Raw genomic sequence first — 18,416 nt, 5'->3', positions numbered from 1 at the left:
TTAAAGGTTGATTTTGGCTATTTCAGGACGTTGTACAGGTAAAATATGAACGGTACCGACAAAATCCTTGAAATGATCCAGCAAGGCGAGTCTCTGACTGTAGAATTCAATTCTACATTCGATCGGGAAACGATCGAGACCCTGGTCGTCTTCGCCAACACCCTGGGAGGAACCGTTCTGGTGGGTGTTGCCGATGATGGTGCGGTCAGGGGGGTAACGGTCGGCAAGGAAACGCTCAACGACTGGCTCGGCCAGGTCAAATCCGCCACCAGCCCGTCCATCATTCCGGACATCCTGCCGTTTGACCTTGCCGGCAAGACCGTTGTCATACTGCGTGTTCACGAATATCCGGTGAAGCCCATCAACACCAAGGGGAAATATTTCCGGCGAGTGTCTTCTTCGAACCACCAGCTCGGGCTGTCCGAGATTACCAATCTTTACATGCAATCCCTGCAACTCTCCTGGGATTCCTACCCGGCCGCGCAAGAAAGCCTCGATGCCCTGTCCATCGACAAAATCGACACCTTCATCGCCACGGTCAACGAGTGCGGGCGGTTCACCCTCGACAACTCGCCGCTGTCGGCGCTGGAAAAGCTCAAACTGATCAAGGACAACAGGCCGACCTGGGCGGCCATGCTGCTCTTTGCGGAAAAGCCGCTGCGCCACCACATTCATATCGGCCGTTTCAAGACGCCGACCCTGATCATCGATGATCGCCAGATCACCGACACCCTGTTCGAAGCCGTCGAACAGGCCATGCTCTTTATCGTTTCTCATGTCAGCGTATCGTTCCATTTCGATGGCGGCTTGCAGCGTAAAGAGCGTTTCGCTTACCCCTTGCCAGCCCTGCGGGAAGCGCTGCTCAATGCCGTAGTGCACAGGGATTATGCCAACGCATCCGACATTCAGGTCAAAATCCACGATGATCGGTTGACCATTTTCAGCCCGGGAAATCTCTATGGCGGATTGACGCTTGCCGAGTTGGCCACGGACCACTACCAATCGCAAACCCGCAACAAACTGCTTGCCGAAGCATTCTATCTGACTAAGAATATTGAAAAATACGGTAGCGGTTTGATCCGGATCCGTAAAGAGCTCAAAATCTATCCGGATGTTTCTTTCACACTGGAAGAGACGTCCGGTGGTGTGCTGGCAACCTTCGCTCAGGCGACCCAAGGGCCTGAGGGAGTGAATGGCGGAGTAAGTGGCGGAGTAAGTGGCGGAGTAAGTGGCGGAGTGAATGGCGGAGTAAGTGGCGGAGTGAATGATGTTTTGCAGTTTGTTAGAGAAAATCCCGGGGTCAATTCCGCTGCTATCAAAGAACGTTTGAATATCCCACAACGAACCATAGAGCGCTGGCTGAAGCATCTGCGTGCGGAAAATCGCATCGTTTTCAAAGGGCCACCCAAGACCGGGGGGTATTACTGTGTGGAAGGGTGAAAATCAATGGAAGGGAGAAGCCTAAAAAGCAATTTTTTCGGTTTTTGACTTTTTTCTGTGCCTTCCGTGCCTTCAGCGGATCGGAAAAAGATGTTCAAAATTTGGTTTTTTGCCTGGTGTTGTCTGTGAACGTCCGTGACTGAATGAGGTTTTTGACTATTTATGAGCAGTGCCCGTAAACATCTTCGTAATCTGGCGTTTAACTGGGGGGGCCATGCCAGCACCTTGCTGGTGATGTTCTTTCTCTCGCCCTACATCGTCGGTAAGCTCGACGCCGTGTCTTACGGCATCTGGAGTCTGCTCAGTGTTCTCACCGGGTACATGGGGATCTTCGATCTGGGGGTGCGGGCCAGTGTCGGGCGGCATGTGGCACTGTATCTAGGGAAAGACGATCCAGTTGGGGTGGATGAAACCATCCGTGCCGGATTTGGTTTTTTTAGTCTGGTTGGTGGGTTGATTCTGGTGGTAGGGATATCCCTTGGGTGGTTCTTCCCGATTTTATTTAAAGAGATTGGCCCTGAACATTACGATACGGTCAGGGTGCTTTTGCCGTTAATGGTGGTAAATGTCTGGTTGTCCGCAATTGCTGCCATTAATTCAAGTGTGCTTGCGGCCCATGATCGATTCGATATTGCTCGTGGGGTCGATATGGTAGTGCTACTGGTGCGCACAGTTGGGACAGTCTATGTCCTAGGGATGGGGTGGGGGCTTTGGGGGTTGGTTTTCGCCATTATGGCGGGGAATGTTTGCGCGGTTATCGGCAACCGGATTTGTGCCGGCTGGGTTCATAAAGGGCTGAGGATTTTCCCTTTTTTGTATACACGAAAAAGATTTCGAGAGCTGTTCAGCTATGGAATCCCTGCTGCAATTTCAAATTCAGCGGTCAAAATTATAGGACAAAGTGATCTTATCATAGTCGGATTAGCTATAAGTGTTTCGGCAGTTCGAGAATATAGTGTTGGTGGAATGCTGATTTTATATACTTATTCATTCCTTAAAATAATAAATAGCACTATATTTCCTTCTATACAGAAAAGTATTGCGAGAGGTCTTGATGGCGAAGCGAAACATCTTTTTTATCGGCAAGTCCGTGTTTCACTCAGTGTTGGTCTTGTCATTTACATCGGCTACGCATTTTATTCAGAACCTTTCGTGAATTTATGGATGTTGCAGGACAACTTCGACTTAAATTCTGTGCGATCTTCAGCGATGGTTATGACTGTCCTTGCGATTGCAAATATCCCTGTATTGTTCACAAATCCATGTAAAGGTTATCTTGCTGCGCTTGGATATGTGAGGTTTAACGCAGCGATTACCTTCACTGAAGCTTTGGTGAACCTGTTTTTTTCAATATTTTTCGTTTTAGCCCTTGACTTGGGTTTGGCCGGTGTGGCCTTGGGGACGCTTGTTGGGCGTCTTCTCGTCCCAACAATATTGGTTCCATATCATCTTAGCAAAAACGGCAATATCCCTTTAAGTAGGTTTATTTTATCTTCAGTTATTCCTGGTATTGTTGCTGGAGTTTTGTTTTCGTTGATTTGTTCATTTTCTATAAAAATTTGGTACCCAGAGACATGGCTTTTATTTTTCACTCACGTGTTCATCCTTTTATTGTTATGGGTGCCTTTGTTTTATTTCATTTTGCTTCCAGACGATTACAGAAAAAAAATTAATACTAAATTTAAACGAGTAAAATATACTAAATTGTAAGAGAGTCATATGTTTGATTATAAAAATAAAGCTATCGTTCTTGGTATCAGTGGTAACGGTTTGGGAATAGCTCGTTCTCTTGGCCGACGCGGTGTCGAAGTTGTTGTCGTTACCGATACGGACAGGTCGGCGAATCTATTCAGTCGTTTCATTTCTGAAAAATGGTTTTTCTGTGGGAGTGAAAGCGCTCTTGTTGAAGAACTGGTGAATCGGGGGGGGAGCTTTACCGATAAGCCTGTTTTGTTTCCGGTTCGGGACGCAACAGTTCTCGCTTTAGCGGATAGGCTTGAAGAAGTGAAAAAGTATTACCACCTTGCCATGCCAGCCGCTGATACCGTTAAAAAGGCCTTGTGCAAAACCACCTTTTTCCAAATGGCCGAAGAGTTCGGTTTGGCCGTTCCAAAATCTTTCTCGATTAGAAATTTCGATGAAATTACGCAATTGCCTGACAATGTGAAATACCCCGTCATCGTCAAGCCTGAGTATAGAAATGATAGCTATATAGCAAATGTTTCGGGTAAGGCGTTTGTTGCAAAGGACAGCGACGAGATGCTTGAGAGCTATGGGAAATTTTCCGAGTACCAGCCCCAGGCAATCATCCAAGAGTATATTCCGGGCAGTGATTCGGATCTATATTTCTGTTTTCAATATTACAAAAAAAATACCAAGCTGGCCGCCTCATTGTGTGGCCGAAAGATCAGGCAATACCCCCCCCTTTGCGGAAGCACCTCTTCTTGCGAAGTTGTAAGCAGCCCGGAGGTTGAGGAGATCACAACACGGTTCTTCAAAAGGATCAATTTTGTTGGGCCTTGTTCGATGGAAATGAAAAGAGACCCCCGCGATGGGAAGTTTTACCTGATTGAACCAACTGTTGGCAGGCTCGATTGGAATAATGGTTTTGCCGAAGGGAATGGTTTGCCTATACCGTTTATGAATTATCTGGATGCTTTGGGTTTGCCTTTTTCTGAATTCATACCAAAGAAGATCTCAAGACGATGGATAAGGTGGTCGTCAGATTTTGAATCAGCGAAGATAGATAGAAATAATGGCAATCTTTCGCTGTGGGCATGGTTATGGTCAATTCGACCGCCAGTCACAAGCGCGATATTTGCCGTTGATGATCCGCTACCATTTATGATCCAACTATTTAGACGAATTAAAAGAAAGTATACCAACGTGGTTGATCGGATAATCAAGATTTCAAAGAAAAAGTCGCGAAAACTTTATTTTTCTGAAAAATACATCATTTTTAAAAAGAATATTGACAAGGATAATCTTCCCTCAGTTGTAGATAAATTATCTTTTAAAGAGGCTAATCCGGAAGACATACACGAGTTTATTCGCAGATTCAAACCTCACTATAATGAAAATGATTATGGCTCGCTCTTAAGTCGTATTAACTCTGGTGATTTTCTAATTCTCGGGTACGTGAAAGATACGCCAAATACTCCCTGTTCTTTTTTTTGGCTCACAGAAAAAGACAAATTCTTTCTAGAAAAACAAAAAGCCGCGTATCAATCCGATGAAATTTGTAGTTGCCGTGCATATGTTTTAGAACAATTTCGAAATATAGGTTTTAGCAGTAATTATCGTAAGTTTGTTGAGTCATTTGTTTTAGAGAAAGGTTATAAGAGCATTATATCTTTCGTTAGGAAAAACAATTTCTATCAAATAAAAGCCTTGAAAAGTACAGGATGTTCCGAAATTGGTTATTTATGGAGGAGAGTAATCTTCGGCAAAGAATTTATTAAATTGGAGCTTCTCTAAATAAGACAATATATGGTCTTGGATCGTTTCAAATCGAATGAAGTCGAGAATAGTCGTGTCCTGAAGGAATTATTTCAGGTCGATGGGACTTGTTTTTTGAACTCCTTAAATGATTTCAAAAAACAAGCTCTCTCTAACGCAATCACTATGTCATCCCATAGATTGGCAATTCAGAAGATTTCCCATGTTGACAAAAATTACATTTTCTTAAATGAGTTTTTTCCATCTTTCATTTGGGAAAATTTGCCCCTTCGTTCCACAAAAAAAATACATAACGAAATAAATATCGAAATTTTTAAAACACTGAAATCTTCTGGTATACCGCTGATCCAGAAATGGTATTGGCCGAATGGATGTCGGAGTTTTTTTAGCTTTCGTGCAGATATGGATGCCGGCGATGAGGCGAGTTTATTGCGTTTCGTTGACATCATCCGTCCTTGGTCGAAGAGTTTGTCCTTGTTCGTTTGCGGAAAGGCCTATGTGGGGAAAGAACACCTTTTAAAAGAAGTCATTAACTTGGAGACCGAAGTTGGCAACCATACCTTCCTACATTATGTCTTCAACGACAAAAAGCGTAATCGAAAAAATCTTGAATTGACTGAAGCCTTGTTATCCAGAGTGGGGGTTATCCCTAAGGGATTTGTCGGCCCAGCCAGTTTCTGGCATCCATCGATGTATGAGGTATTGGAAGAAAAGGGGTATCAATACACAAGTTCGTTTGGTGTCGGTCATGATGACTACCCCTTTTTCCTGCCAAAGAATGATTCCGAAGCTTACAGCATGGTCGAGATCCCTTTTCACTGTCTCGGAGATCGCTTCCCCAAGTTTGGTTTTGAGCTCGGTTCGGAAGAAGTGGGCCGTTTTTTCGAGCAATTGTTGGAAAAGAAATATCATTCCTGTGAGCCCATGTTCATTTATGGCCATCCCGATATGCCAGGGCGCATAGGTGATTGCCCTCAATTAGTCAAGCGCATCTGCCAGAAGGCGCTGTCTTATAAGGACGTTTGTACTGGCAATATGGCGGATATCGCCGCATGGTGGCGCAGGCGTGACAGTGCTACGGCTAACATCGAATTCGACAAAGCGAGCAACCGACTCTTTGCCACGCATTACCGGGCGAGTCCCGATGTATATTGGAGCATTCAAGTTGCAGCTGATTGTAAGTTCCTTGTCAGTGGGCAAGACCTTCAGGCGGGCGTCAGTCTTGACTTGTTGGATTCTTATAAAAAAATCAGCTTGTCGCATATTCCCTTTGCCAATGTTGGGGAAGTCGCCGATTGCCCTCCTGAGAAAGAAAATTTGCGGAAAAGGCTTGGCAATTGGCGCCGTGAATATCAGCGCAAACGGAAAATGATTCACCAATTGAATACGACTGATGTACAGGCGAAGGGGGCAGTAGTTTGAACTTTTTACATATCTCCGCACTTCCCGTTTGGTCCATGGACGGCAAAGGCGGCATGCCCTCCCTCCGCGAAACATTGAAGGGGCACCTCGCAGCCGGGCATGACCTCCAACTGGTGTTACCGAAATATGATCCTTTTTCCGATGACGATAAGCCGATGTTTGTTCCTGCGGATAAGGGATTTGTGTTGCATTTCGCCCCCTGCCGATGGTTGCTGCCGTTAAAGAAACTGCGGGTACAGGCTCGCGGCAAGGGGGATTCCATTCCTTTCGGTTTTCGGTGGATTTTGAATGTCACCATGCTGCTGGGATTGACTACCAGCCTGATGGTGAAAGCCATGCAGGTTCGGCGGAATGGGTTCGTGCCGCAACTGGTTTATGCCCACAATCAATACGCCGCGCTGGCTGGCTATTTGCTCGGCCGTTGGTTCAAGGTGCCCAATGTCACCCGCCTTTACGGCACCTTCCTCGCCGATTTAATGAACAGGCCTCTCGTCAGCCTGCGCTACCCGACCGCCGTCGCCGGTTATCTGGTTCCATCCGCGTTGCTGATCTGCGCCAATGACGGTACCCGAGGCGATGAAGTGGCACGCAAGTTCAGAATACCCGACCACCGTTTCCGATTTTGGCAGAATGGTGTCGAACCCCCTTCGCAGCCCCCACAAGTCACCCGCGCCGATCTGGTCGCCCGTTTCGGCCTCAACCTCAGATTGGAGAGCCGGTGGGCGGTGTCCTGCTCCCGCCTGAGTTACTGGAAGCGCATCGACCGGATGCTGCGGGCTTTGGCTGTCTGTCGTGGGACGGGCGTGGATTGTCAGCTGGTGGTTGCCGGCGACGGCCCGGAAAAAGAGAATTTGCACACGTTGGCCGCTGAACTGAAGGTGTCGGATCAGGTGGTGTGGCTGGGGGCCGTGGCCCATGACGACATCTGGGCCCTGATGAACACCGCCGACGTTTTCATGCTGACCAACGACGTCACTAACCGATGCAACCCCCTGTACGAAGCGGCCTGGGCCGGGCTGCCGGTTGTCTCGGTCAACGACTCGTCGACGTCCGACCTGCTGCATCATCGTGCAAATGCCCTGTTGACCGAAAAGGACGATACGGAAACTCTGGGCAACCTTCTCTCTGAAATCTGCCGGGATGAACAGTTGCGAGAGCGCCTCGGACAAGCGCAGAAGAAGCTGTCCGAAACTTTCTGGACATGGGAAGAGCGGATGCGGGTTGAAGTTGCCGAACTGGAAAAGCTGGTTTCTGGCGTAGGCGTTATGGCGGGGGGCCGTTAGCATGTCATCGAAGGGATTGCTCTTTATCGGCCTGTTCGGCTTTTGCGTTGTCGGCGCGTTTTTTTTGCCGCATCTCGGCATTTACGGTTATCTGGCCGATTACTGCATCAACCCCAGCGGGCAGTGGTGGGGGCAGCCCTTTGCCAATATGGGTTTGCGCGTATCGTTCACCCTGGCCCTGGCAACCATGGCCGGCATAGTTTTGCAGTGGAAAAAACTGCGGTTCGGCGACGCCCTTCTTTATCCGCAGGAAAAGACGTTGCTTGCCTTTTTAGCCTTGGTCTGGCTGCTGTTTTTTGTAAGCCCCGAAACCGTCGGTCGTTACGGGAGTGTTGACCATCCTGCGTTCAAACTCACCAAGATCGTGATCTTCACCCTGATGATGACCCATGTCATTACCGACCTCAAAAAACTCAACGGCCTGTTCTGGGTGCTGGCGACGGTCGGCTTGATTCTGGGCATAAAAGCCTGGCAGACCCCCTACGGGCGCTTTGTCAGAGGGCGGCTTGAGGGGATTGGCGGGGCCGATTTTGACGAAGCCAACTTTTTTGCCGCGTTCATGGCGGCGATCCTGCCGATCATCGGCATCCAGTTTCTGCGCAGCAAGCATTGGCTCGTTAAACTCTACGCCTTGGCCTGTGGCGCCTTCACCGCCAACGCCATCATTCTCTGCCGCAGTCGCGGGGCCTTTCTGGGGGTGGCTATGGGGGCTGTCGCGGCTCTCTGGTTTGCCCCGAAAAAACTGCGGAAAAAAATCATCTTGCTGCTGATCTTGGGCGGCCTTGGCGGCCTCTATCTATCCGACGCTTTTTTCATTGAGCGGATTCTGACGATTACAACCGATCAGCAGTCCATGGACTCCTCGACTTCCAGTCGGATTGAGCTCTGGAAGGCGGGGGCAAAGATGGTTGCCAACAACCCGATTGGCATTGGGCCCGGTAACTGGTACCAGACTATCGGCAAATATATCCCCGAGTATGAAGGCAAGGATTCCCATAGTACCTACGTGAAATGCGCCGCCGAACTGGGGGTGGTCGGAATTTCGTTATTTTTGTTTTTGCTTTGGCAGGCTTACGGAAATCTGAAGAAAGTGCATGACGGTGCAGTTAATCTTGTGGCGGAGAAAGCAGAAGATTTTAATCAATTCTACTTTGCTCTGGTTGTTTCGCTGGTTGTCATTCTCACCTGCGGGATCGCAATCACCATGATTTATATCGAAGTTGTCTGGTTGCTGCTCATGCTGCCGATTTGTCTGCGCCGTGCTTACGATAATCACATCATGGGGGAGGTGCAGGCTGGTGGGCGGCCGATGGTGTAAACCAACAACCTGTGTCTTACGCCCGTTCGCTCCGCACCCTCAAGCCACAAAGACGTGGTAAAGGCAATACGACTCTAAGCCGTCGTCAAACAATAACCGTTACGCAGAAATACCTTTTCGGCATAAGGGGCCGTAACGAAATGGTGAAAAATGTAACGGTTATTTCGTAACGGCCCCTAAGTTTTGAAGGTCTTAACCGCGTCTTGGCGTCTTTGCGTGGGACTGGTTTTCTGGTCCAAAGATTCGAGGTTCTTTTGATTTCTTCATTCGCAAATCTTCGCCTCGCCCTGATCCTCTCCGAACTCCGCCCCGGCGGCATGGAGCGGGTGGTCGTGCATCTGGCCAGGGGCTTGGCGGCGCGGAATATCCCGGTGCTGGTCATCTGCCTGCAAGGTCCCGGCCTGCTCGCTTCCGAATTCGAGGGAACGGCAGTGCGTCTGGTGGCCCTCAACAGTTTCAGCGGCAAGGATCTCGGTGCGGTCTGGCGTCTGCACCGGGAACTGAGCCGCTTCAATCCCTCGGTCATCCATGTGCACGACTACGCCAGTCTCCCCTATGCCGCCGCCGCCAATGTTCTGGCCGGGCGGAAGCCGCTTCTCTTTACCGCCCACGGCCTGCTCTACGAAGGCTTTGAAAGCCTGAGGTCGAGAAACCGTTTCTTTGTCCGGTTCCTCACCGCTTTTTCCGCCGTTTCGGCAAAGGTCGCCCAGCGTCACCGGGAATATTTGAACTGGCAGAAGCCGATTGAGGTGATTGCCAACGGAGTGCCCGCCGCTCCCTGTGACTCCGCCAACCGCGAACGGGTACGCACAGAGTTTGGCTGCAATCCTGGGGATTTTCTCTTTCTGGCAGTCGGCAATCCCCGCCCCGAAAAGGGTTTCGAAGACCTCATCGACGCCGTGGCCCTGCTGCCGCCGGGACAGGATGCGCGGGTTGTCGTTGCCGGCACCCTGAACGAAAGCGATTACTGCCGCATGCTGTTGCTCCGGATCGACGAGCGGCAGGTGGGGGACCGCTGCCGGTTTCTCGGCTTTCGCCAAGACACCGCCACCCTCTACGCCGCCGCCGATGCCTTCGTCCTCTCCAGCCGCAGCGAAGGGCTGCCGATGGTCATCCTCGAAGCGATGATGGCCGGTCTGCCGGTCGTGGCAACGCGGGTTGGCGGGATTCCCGACGCGGTGGGCGAACAAACACTGCTGGTCGACGCCGCGCAACCGACGCAACTGGCGACGGCCATGGCCCGACTGGCCACCGAACCCGTTCTGGCCGAAAACCTCGCTGCCGCCGGAAAGGCGCATGTGGAACGGGCCTTCGGCGTCGAGCGGATGGTGGATGAGTATGTGGGATGGTATGGGAAAGTACTGAGGGCTTAGTGCTGAGGGCTTAGTGCTGAGTGCTTAGGAAAAATCAGTGCTGAGTGCTGAGTGGAAGCTGTTTTTACTCAGCACTCAGTCCTAAGTCCTCAGCACTGAGAATGTGATATTCAGGGGGTCTGTTGAAAATTCTCTCGTTTTCATACTGTTTTCCAAATCAGGACAATCCCACCTGGGGGATGTTCGTCTATCAGCGGCTGGCGGCGCTGGCGCGCCTGGAAGAGCTGCGGGTCTGTTCTCCGGTCCCCTGGTTTCCCGGCCTTACCAGGGAGTGCGGCCATCCCCAGGCGCAACCCTGGCGCGGCTTGCACGTTCATCGTCCGCGTTTTTTCTACATTCCCCGCTTTTTCAAGAACGCCGACGCCAGCTTCTACGCCCTCGGTCTCAAGCCCTGGCTGAGGAATCTTCTCCGCGAGTGGCGGCCCGATGTGCTCGATGCCCATTTCGTCTGGCCCGACGGGGTGGGAGTGGCGGTTCTCGCCCGGGAGTTGGGCATCCCCTACGTCATCACCTTGCGGGGAAAAATCTATGAATGCTTGAAAGTGCCGTCCCAGACCCGCCAATGTTCGAAGGCCTTGCAAGGGGCGGCAGCGGTGATCAGCGTCTCGTCGAAAATGGCCGAAGAGGCTCATAAGTTGGGAGTTCCCCGCGCGCGCCTGCATGTCATCAGCAACGGCGTCGACCGGGAGCATTTCAAACCTCGTGATCGGCGGCATTGCCGGCAACAGCTGGGTCTGCCGGGAGAGGGGCGATTGCTGGTCACCGTGGCGCATCTCGGTCACCGCAAAGGACATCACGAAGTAATTCGTGCTCTTGTCCATCTACCAAAGGATGTTCAACTTCTTGTCGTTGGCGGCGAGGCTCAGGGCGGCACCCCGGAGAAGTTGCGGGAGGTGGCTCGCTCGGTCGGTGTTGAAGACCGGTTGATTTTATCCGGGCGGCAACCCTATGATAAAATTCCCCTGTATTATAACGCCGCCGATGTAAGTGTCCTGGCGTCCTACCGGGAAGGCTGCCCGAATGCGGTGCTGGAGAGCCTGGCAAGCGGGACGCCGGTTATCGCGACCGACGTCGGCGCCGTCCCTGATATCCTCCCCGTCCCCCATGCGGGACAGATCGTTCCGGCTAAACAGGTCGAACCGTTATGGCAGGCCATCGCCGAGGTCTTGAGCCGCGCCTGGCATGCCGAGGAGGTCGTGCGGGTCAGCAAGGTGCGAAGCTGGCAAGGGGTAGCCGAAGAAGTGAGAGAAGTTCTAAGAACCGCGTCGAAATGAATAAGCCCCCCTTTTGTTTTTGCATTGAATTAGATACGCTGAAAATATTGGAGATGCCTGAATAGGAGCACCTATGCAATGTGCCAAACCGATCAACCCGTCCCTGATCGACCCGGATCGAAAACGGCGGGTACTGGCGATTGTCGGCGATACCCAGGTAGGGTTGTGGGTGGTGCGCAGCCTGGCCCGCAATGGCCTGACTGTGCATGCCATCGTCAACACCCCCGAGGGGCAGTCGGCGCACAGCCGTTATACCGCCAGCGCCTGGCTGCTGGAGCATCGGCCGAGCGAGGCGGGGTTCGCCGACGAGATCGAAGCCCTGGTCCACCGACTCGATGTCGGTTCGATCATGCCGGTCTCCGAAGGCTACCACAACGCCCTGATCTCGATGCGCGAGCGGTTCGAGCCGGGGATACACCTTTTTTCGCCGAGCCGCGAACTGTTCGACAAGTCGACGGACAAGGACTATCTGCAAACCCTCTGCGTTGATCTGGGGATTCCGGTAGCCAAGGGGATGCGCCTCGATGAACTGATGGAGGCACACGGCGGGATGGCGCTGCAATTCCCTCTAGTACTGCGCACCCGCCGGCAGAACATCGACGCCGGCAAGATGCCGTTGAAGACCGCCTACGCGGAAGATAAGACAGCCTTGGAGCGCTGGTACAATCAGTTCAGGAATTTTGCCGACAACGTCATCGTCCAGGAATACCATCCCGGGGTCGAGGAGCATGTGCAGATCCTCATGCACGACGGACAACCCGTGGGCACAGGGGATTATATCGGCGAGCACCACATGCCACTGGCCGGCGGGGTGACGGTGCAGCGAGTCAGTTGCCATCACCAACCGGTCATTGACGATACGGTAAAGTTACTGCAGGCCTTGAACTGGCAGGGGATTGCCGGCGTCCAGTTCCATTATGACCCGGCGACGGGCAAGTACATCTTTCTGGAAATCAACCCGCGCTTCAGCGGCGGCCTGCCGACGGTGATCATGGCCGGCTTCGAAGCCCCTTTCCTGTTGTGGCAGAGTCATTTCGAACCGGAAAAAATGGCAAAGAATTCGTATCGCGTCGGACTTCGTTCCCGGATCCTTGGCGGTAGTGCCAACTGGCTGCTGGGTCATCTTCGAGGCGATCTGTTGCCACCCGGTCAGTCATCCCTTCATCCTGTCGTTGCTGTGGCGACTTTCCTTTGGAACTGCGGCCCCTGGACCAGGGATGATTCATTCCTGCTATCGGATATCAAACCATTCTTGGTCGATTTTAAACAGATGGTCAAAAAACTTGGGGCTCGTGGACATGATATTATCGGGAATCCGGAAGGAAAGGCATGATACGGTCTAAGGACCCACACGGAAAGACACGGACAAAAAAGGAAAAACGATACAAACATAGCGTGTTTCAAAGAAATTGTCCGCCGGGAACTGTGTGTCCGTGGCGAAGAGAGGTTTCATGTCTCCCGGTGTTTTTATAACCTTCGATGTCGAATGTTCCATGGGCGGTGCCTGGGGCGATCCCGCGCTGCGTCCGATTCCGCCCCGGCTGGGAATGATGGGTGAGTATGGCGGGCGGCAGTTGGGCGTACCGCTGATCTGCGAAATCCTCTCTCGGCATGACCTCAAGGCCACCTTTTTCCTAGAACCCTTCAACGACGACCTCGGCTGGCCGGGAGAAACCGAACCGGTAGCCCGTTATCTGGTGGAACATGGACAGGATGTGCAATTGCATATTCATCCCAATCATGTCCATTATGGTCTGCATCGGACGGGCAATCCTTTCCTGCAAACCGACCAGATGGCCGATCTGCCGCGGGAATGGCAAAAAGAGCTGATCGTGCGGGGCGCCGATCTGCTGGAGGCCTGGACCGGCACCCGCCCCATCGCTTTTCGGGCGGGCAACATGGGCGCTTCGGAAGAGACCTTGGCGGCCTTGGCGGAAGCGGGGCTGTGGATCGATAGCAGCTACACCTTCCCCTATGTCGGCGGACAATGCCGGTTTCGGGAAACCGAACGGTATAACGGCGCCAAGTGGTTCGGCGATGTGCTGGAGGTGGCCCTGTCCGCCTACGAGCAGCCGAAGCTGCCGGGCATGCACCCGGCCAAGCCGGTGGATCTCATGGGCTCCTCTTTCGAGGAATGCCGGGAGGCGGTACAGATGATCTGCGACGCCGGGGGCGACGCGGTGCTGATCCTGCACAGTTTCAGCCTCTTCAAGGTGCGGGATAAGCAGTACCGCGACGGCAAGCTCAACCGGGTGGTGACGCGGCGCTTCGAGCGCTTCTGCGCATGGCTCGACGATAACCGCCGCCTTTATCCCCCCGGCACCTTCGCCGAACTCGGGCGGCTGGTGCAGGAGGAGGGCTACCAGCCGAAGACGGTGGCTCCCTGCCTGGTCAACAATCCACCCCGGGCCATGCTTCGCAAGATCGTGCAGGGATTGAACAATTTTTATTGGTATTAAAGTCAGTTCTAAGGACTTAGTGCTAAGGACTGAGTAGAACTGTCTCAGCACTCAGCACTCAGCACTAAGTCCTAATCACCCAGGAGATATTCCATGCTCCCAATCATAGCGCGCAATCTGTTTCATCTTCAGGAACTCGCCCTTGGCCGTTCCAGTTTCCGGATTCTGGACGAGCTGCTGGCAAGCGAACGCTGGTCGCCGGAGCGGTTACGACAGTTGCGTCTGGAGCGGTTGCAGACGATGGTCCGCAGCGCTTATGAACACACCCTCTATTGGCGGAAGGTGATGGATGCCCACGGGATACGCCCCGAGGAGATCCGTTCTCTGGACGACCTGCGACGCTTTCCCCTGCTGGAGAAGAATACCCTGCGCCATCGCCGGGAGGAGATGGTCTGGCGTGAGGAAGGCAAGCGGGTGCAGATGGTGCGCACCAGCGGCTCGACCAACGAGGCTCTCGAATTCTACACTTCATCCACCCGCGAGGCGCACATCAACGCGGCGCGCATGCGGGGACACGAGTGGGTCGGGGTCCGTCGAGGGGAAAAGGAGCTTTACTACTGGGGCTCGCCAGTCGAACTCAGCAAACAGGACCGGATCAAGCGAATACGCGACTGGCTCATCAATGACGGTTTGACCAACGGCTTCGAAGTCAACCCGGAGCGACTGAAAAAGAACTATGCGGATTGGTTGGCCTGGGGCCCCAGGTGCATCTTTGGTTATCCCAGCACTTTCGTACTGACCGTGACCATGGCAGACTCCCTCGGCCTCGATCTGAAGGAGTTGCACCGACGCGGGCTGACGGTGATCATCACCACCAGTGAAATGCTCTCCGATGTCGACCGGCAACTGATCGCCGACGGGTTCGGCGTGCCGGTACGCGATTCCTACGGTCTGCGCGAGGCCGGACTGATAGGCCACGAGTGCGAGCACGGCACCATGCATTGCATGGACGAGCAGCTGATCCTCGAAACCATCGATCCCGAAACCCTCCAACCGACCGACGGCGAGGGGGAACTGGTGGTGACCAACATCGTCGGCCCGGCCTTTCCGATCATTCGCTACCGCACCGGCGACATCGTGACCCTTTCGCAGCAGCCCTGCGCTTGCGGGCGCAACCTCTCCAGCGTGCGTATCAGCGGCGGCCGGGCGGTCGAGTTTGTAGTAACCAAGGCCGGCAAGTGGGTAGTCGGCTATTCCTTCATCTACATCGCCCGCTCGGTGCCGGGGATCGTCAAATTCCAGGTCGTGCAGGAGAAACTCGGCGAGATCCTTATCCGTCTGGCGGTGGACGACCGCTTCCCGGCGGACGGCATTGAACTGGTGAAGAAAAAGGCCGCGCAACGCCTGGGTGGGGACGACAAGATTCAAGTGGAAATCGTCGCCGACATCGCCCCGGCCCGCTCGGGCAAATACCGGCCGGTGATCAGCAAGGTGGCGGAAGAACTATATGGGAAGAGAGAGTTTTGAGTGCAGAGTGCTGAGGACTGAGTTGAAAAATCGATCCTTGCGGTGTGTTGGTATTACTCAGTCCTCAGCGCTCAGTCCCCAGCATTCAGTCCTTAGCGCTTTATAGGGAATCGTTTATGAAATTCATGATCGCCGTTGATTGCGATGGTCCGGCTTGTGTGGTGGGCGAGCCTGGCCATGCACTCAGCAACTCCAGGGATATGGTTTTTGCGCGGGAGCAAGCCACCCGCGAAACCGACGCGGCGGCGCGGGCCCTTTTTGACGTCGGCGCGACTCAAGTGGTAGTGTGGGACAATCACGGGTTTGGCTCTAATCTAGTTTTTGACCGCCTCGATCACCGTTGCGAGGTAGTGTTGGGGACCAGATTCGGCCGGCGGTTCCCCCAGTTGGACGAAAGTTACGTCGGGGTGCTGATGATTGGGTATCACGCCATGGAGGGGACGCCTGACGCCGTCCTTGCTCACACCTACAGCCCGGCTGCCTATCGCGCCATTCGCGTGCATGGGCAGGAGGTGGGCGAAATGGCCCTTGACGCCTCGGTGGCTGGGGAACTGGGGGTGCTGCTGATACTGGTTGCCAGTGACGATAAGGGATGTGACGAGGCTTCGCGCTTCATGCCCTGGATTGGGACAGTCGTGACGAAAAAAGGTTACGGTCGCAACTGTGCCTACAGCAAGCACCCCGTAGTGGTGGAGAAGGAAATTTATCAGACGGTTTGTCGTGCAGTTGAACGGCTGAGGGAGATGCAAGCCTTTACCTTTCAACATCCTGTGGCGATTGAAATCGAATTCAAGAAATATATTCAGGGGTTGAAGGCACGGATTCGACGACAGGGATGGCGATACGCCGGTGGCCTCAAACTGAAGACAGAACTGGGCACGATGTTGGAATGGCGATGCTGAAAAAAGCCAGAAACTTTCTTTTGTAGATAGTTTGTTGGTTTGCTGAAAGGTTATAAGACAAGGATTTCTAGTATGAGCTCGTTACAAAATATTTTTATGTTGGCGTTGGTGTCGTTGCTCTTTGGCGGGCTGTTGGTGAGGGCTGATCCCTCCCTGGCCAGTACCAATAAGGAGAGAGTGAATGCCTCTATCCGTAAAGCTGAAAGCTACAGTCGTCAGGGAAATAACGTGGCCGCTTTAAAGATTTACAATCAGGCGATCACAATGTACCCAGGGAATACGGAATTATATTACGGACGTGCTGCTGTTTGGGGGCGGGCAGGACAATACGGAAGGGCACTCAAAGATTTGTCAGTGGTGATGAACAGAGCGGGAAGAAGATACCCGCATGCTGTGCGGTTTCGAGCTGATTGCTATATGGCCTTGGGTTATATGCAGAAGGCCGTTGAAGATTATAAGACTTTTCTCCGAAAAGCGCCTGAAGATGGCAAAGTCTGGTCGTACCTTGCCGAAGCGTATACCTTGATGGGCAGAAGAGATTTGGCCCTGCAAGCTATAAGGAAGGGACTTGCGACGAATTCCCACTGGGACGGGAAACTGAGAAAACTCCAACAGCAGATAATGGTGGGCGAGCCAATACAACCTCACAAACCGTTTTCCAATTAGAATCTCTAAAGCACTCAGCACTCAGCACTCCAAGGAGCCCTCCCATGCGCCTCCATCTCCAATTATTTCTGTCCCTCGTTCTTTTTTTCTGGTCGACTCTCTGCGCACTTGCCTCACCACAAACCATTACCGTTACCAACCACGAAGAACTGAAAAAGGCTTTGTTCCAGATCGTGCCCGGAACCACAATCTTGATTGCATCCGGTGTGTATTCGAAGGGTTTTTATCTAGAAGCCATTCACGGTACCGCTGCGGCCCCGATTGTCATCTCCGGCACTGATCCCGAAAACCCACCGGTATTTACAGGTTTTGGCGAAGGGGCCAAGCTGAGCAACTGTTCGTATGTCAAACTCAGCAATCTGATTTTTCAAGGGTTTCCCAAAAACGGCATCAACATCGACGATGGCGGCAACGTCGAAACCCCCTCGCACCACCTGCTCTTGGAAAACCTCGAGATCCGCAATATCGGACCCAAGGGCAATGCCGATGCCCTGAAATTGTCCGGAGTTCAACATTTTGTCGTCCGCGACTGTCGCATTGCCAGCTGGGGCGGTTCGGCCATTGATTTGGTGGGCTGTCAGAATGGGCTGATCGAGAAGTGCCGTTTGTTGGGGGGAAAGGGATTTCGCAATGCTAACGGCATCCAGATCAAGGGGGGATCGCGTTTCATTCTGGTGCAGACATCTCTTTTCCGCAATGCCGGCGAACGGGCCATCAATCTGGGTGGGTCCACTGGGCTGCAATATTTCCGACCCGCCATTACAGACTATGAGGCCAGGGATGTCACCATCGCCGGCAACACCTTCATCGGCGGCGAAGCCCATGTGGCGTGGGTAACCGCCCAGGACAGCCAAGTGCACCACAACCTCTTTTTCCTGCCGGGAAAATGGATCGGACGCATCCTTCAGGAAACCAAGGACCAACGATTCAAGCCGAGCGGCAACGGCTTTTTTGCAAACAACATGGTAGTGACCGATGAGCGGGTCGGCACAATGTTCAACGTTGGGCGCGGGACCGATCCAGACAGTTTCATCTTCCGAGACAACGCCTGGTTTCGGTCGGACAGCAGCCGTAAACCGATCCTGCCGACATCGGAGAAGGACGGGATGTACGACCTCGACCCAATGATTGCCGACCAGGGAGAAGGCCCCTTGACGCCCGGGAGCACCGATCCCCGCATCAAGCAGGTGGGGCCTTGGGAATATGCACCGTGGCAGATGAAACAGGATTTCGGTGACGTCATGGTACCGCCGGTGATTGCACCGAAGAAAACGGCCATTCAATTTTTGGACCGTTTTATCAGGTGACATCGGTGGTGGTGTTTCGACGCAGTTTACTCCTTCCGGATAGAAT

General features: G+C 52.9%; 14 protein-coding genes. All 14 read left to right on the top strand.

Annotated features, from left to right (window positions below; translation table 11 throughout):
- Positions 1-45 precede the first annotated feature (45 nt).
- Positions 46-1,440: an ATP-binding protein gene (locus tag HNQ81_RS03440; protein WP_183348337.1), complete on the top strand. Its 1,395-nt coding sequence runs from the start codon at positions 46-48 to the stop codon at positions 1,438-1,440.
- 162 nt (positions 1,441-1,602) lie between these two features.
- Entirely contained in the window at positions 1,603-3,150 is a 1,548-nt protein-coding gene (locus HNQ81_RS03435) for an oligosaccharide flippase family protein (protein WP_183348335.1), read from the top strand.
- 9 nt (positions 3,151-3,159) lie between these two features.
- The gene (locus HNQ81_RS03430; RefSeq protein ID WP_183348334.1) at positions 3,160-4,917 is read left to right on the top strand and encodes a carboxylate--amine ligase; all 1,758 of its coding nucleotides are present in this window, start codon (positions 3,160-3,162) and stop codon (positions 4,915-4,917) included.
- Between the two features lie 12 nt (positions 4,918-4,929).
- Positions 4,930-6,321 (top strand): polysaccharide deacetylase family protein, encoded by a 1,392-nt coding sequence (locus tag HNQ81_RS03425; RefSeq protein WP_183348332.1) that lies wholly within the window; start codon positions 4,930-4,932, stop codon positions 6,319-6,321.
- The gene (locus HNQ81_RS03420) at positions 6,318-7,604 is read left to right on the top strand and encodes a glycosyltransferase family 4 protein (protein ID WP_205240294.1); all 1,287 of its coding nucleotides are present in this window, start codon (positions 6,318-6,320) and stop codon (positions 7,602-7,604) included. The genes HNQ81_RS03425 and HNQ81_RS03420 overlap by 4 nt, the downstream gene beginning before the upstream one ends.
- Before the next feature lies 1 nt (position 7,605).
- Positions 7,606-8,922, top strand: coding sequence for an O-antigen ligase family protein (locus HNQ81_RS03415; RefSeq protein ID WP_183348330.1), 1,317 nt, complete (start codon positions 7,606-7,608; stop codon positions 8,920-8,922).
- A gap of 254 nt (positions 8,923-9,176) precedes the next feature.
- A complete protein-coding gene (locus HNQ81_RS03410) occupies positions 9,177-10,295 on the top strand; it encodes a glycosyltransferase family 4 protein (RefSeq protein ID WP_183348328.1) in 1,119 nt (372 codons plus the stop codon).
- 179 nt (positions 10,296-10,474) lie between these two features.
- Positions 10,475-11,569, top strand: a complete 1,095-nt coding sequence (locus HNQ81_RS03405; protein WP_240191771.1) for a glycosyltransferase — start codon at positions 10,475-10,477, stop codon at positions 11,567-11,569.
- A gap of 73 nt (positions 11,570-11,642) precedes the next feature.
- Positions 11,643-12,902 (top strand): carboxylate--amine ligase, encoded by a 1,260-nt coding sequence (locus HNQ81_RS03400; protein WP_183348324.1) that lies wholly within the window; start codon positions 11,643-11,645, stop codon positions 12,900-12,902.
- 118 nt (positions 12,903-13,020) lie between these two features.
- Entirely contained in the window at positions 13,021-14,028 is a 1,008-nt protein-coding gene (locus HNQ81_RS03395) for a polysaccharide deacetylase family protein (protein ID WP_183348322.1), read from the top strand.
- Positions 14,029-14,121: 93 nt separating this feature from the next.
- Positions 14,122-15,495 carry a phenylacetate--CoA ligase family protein gene (locus tag HNQ81_RS03390; RefSeq protein WP_183348316.1) on the top strand — a complete coding sequence of 458 codons (1,374 nt, stop codon included), beginning with the start codon at positions 14,122-14,124 and terminating at the stop codon, positions 15,493-15,495.
- 116 nt (positions 15,496-15,611) lie between these two features.
- Positions 15,612-16,397 (top strand): M55 family metallopeptidase, encoded by a 786-nt coding sequence (locus HNQ81_RS03385; RefSeq protein WP_183348314.1) that lies wholly within the window; start codon positions 15,612-15,614, stop codon positions 16,395-16,397.
- A 72-nt stretch (positions 16,398-16,469) separates the two neighbouring features.
- Complete coding sequence (locus tag HNQ81_RS03380; RefSeq protein WP_183348312.1) at positions 16,470-17,063, top strand: tetratricopeptide repeat protein; 594 nt, start codon at positions 16,470-16,472, stop codon at positions 17,061-17,063.
- A gap of 44 nt (positions 17,064-17,107) precedes the next feature.
- Positions 17,108-18,370, top strand: a complete 1,263-nt coding sequence (locus HNQ81_RS03375) for a right-handed parallel beta-helix repeat-containing protein (protein ID WP_183348310.1) — start codon at positions 17,108-17,110, stop codon at positions 18,368-18,370.
- Positions 18,371-18,416 lie beyond the last annotated feature (46 nt).

Origin of the sequence: Desulfoprunum benzoelyticum (assembly GCF_014201505.1) — a bacterium.
In the GTDB taxonomy this organism is placed as follows: domain Bacteria; phylum Desulfobacterota; class Desulfobulbia; order Desulfobulbales; family Desulfocapsaceae; genus Desulfoprunum; species Desulfoprunum benzoelyticum.
The sequence above is the reverse complement of the archived record's forward strand: the minus strand, read 5'-3'. Positions and strand labels throughout refer to the sequence as shown.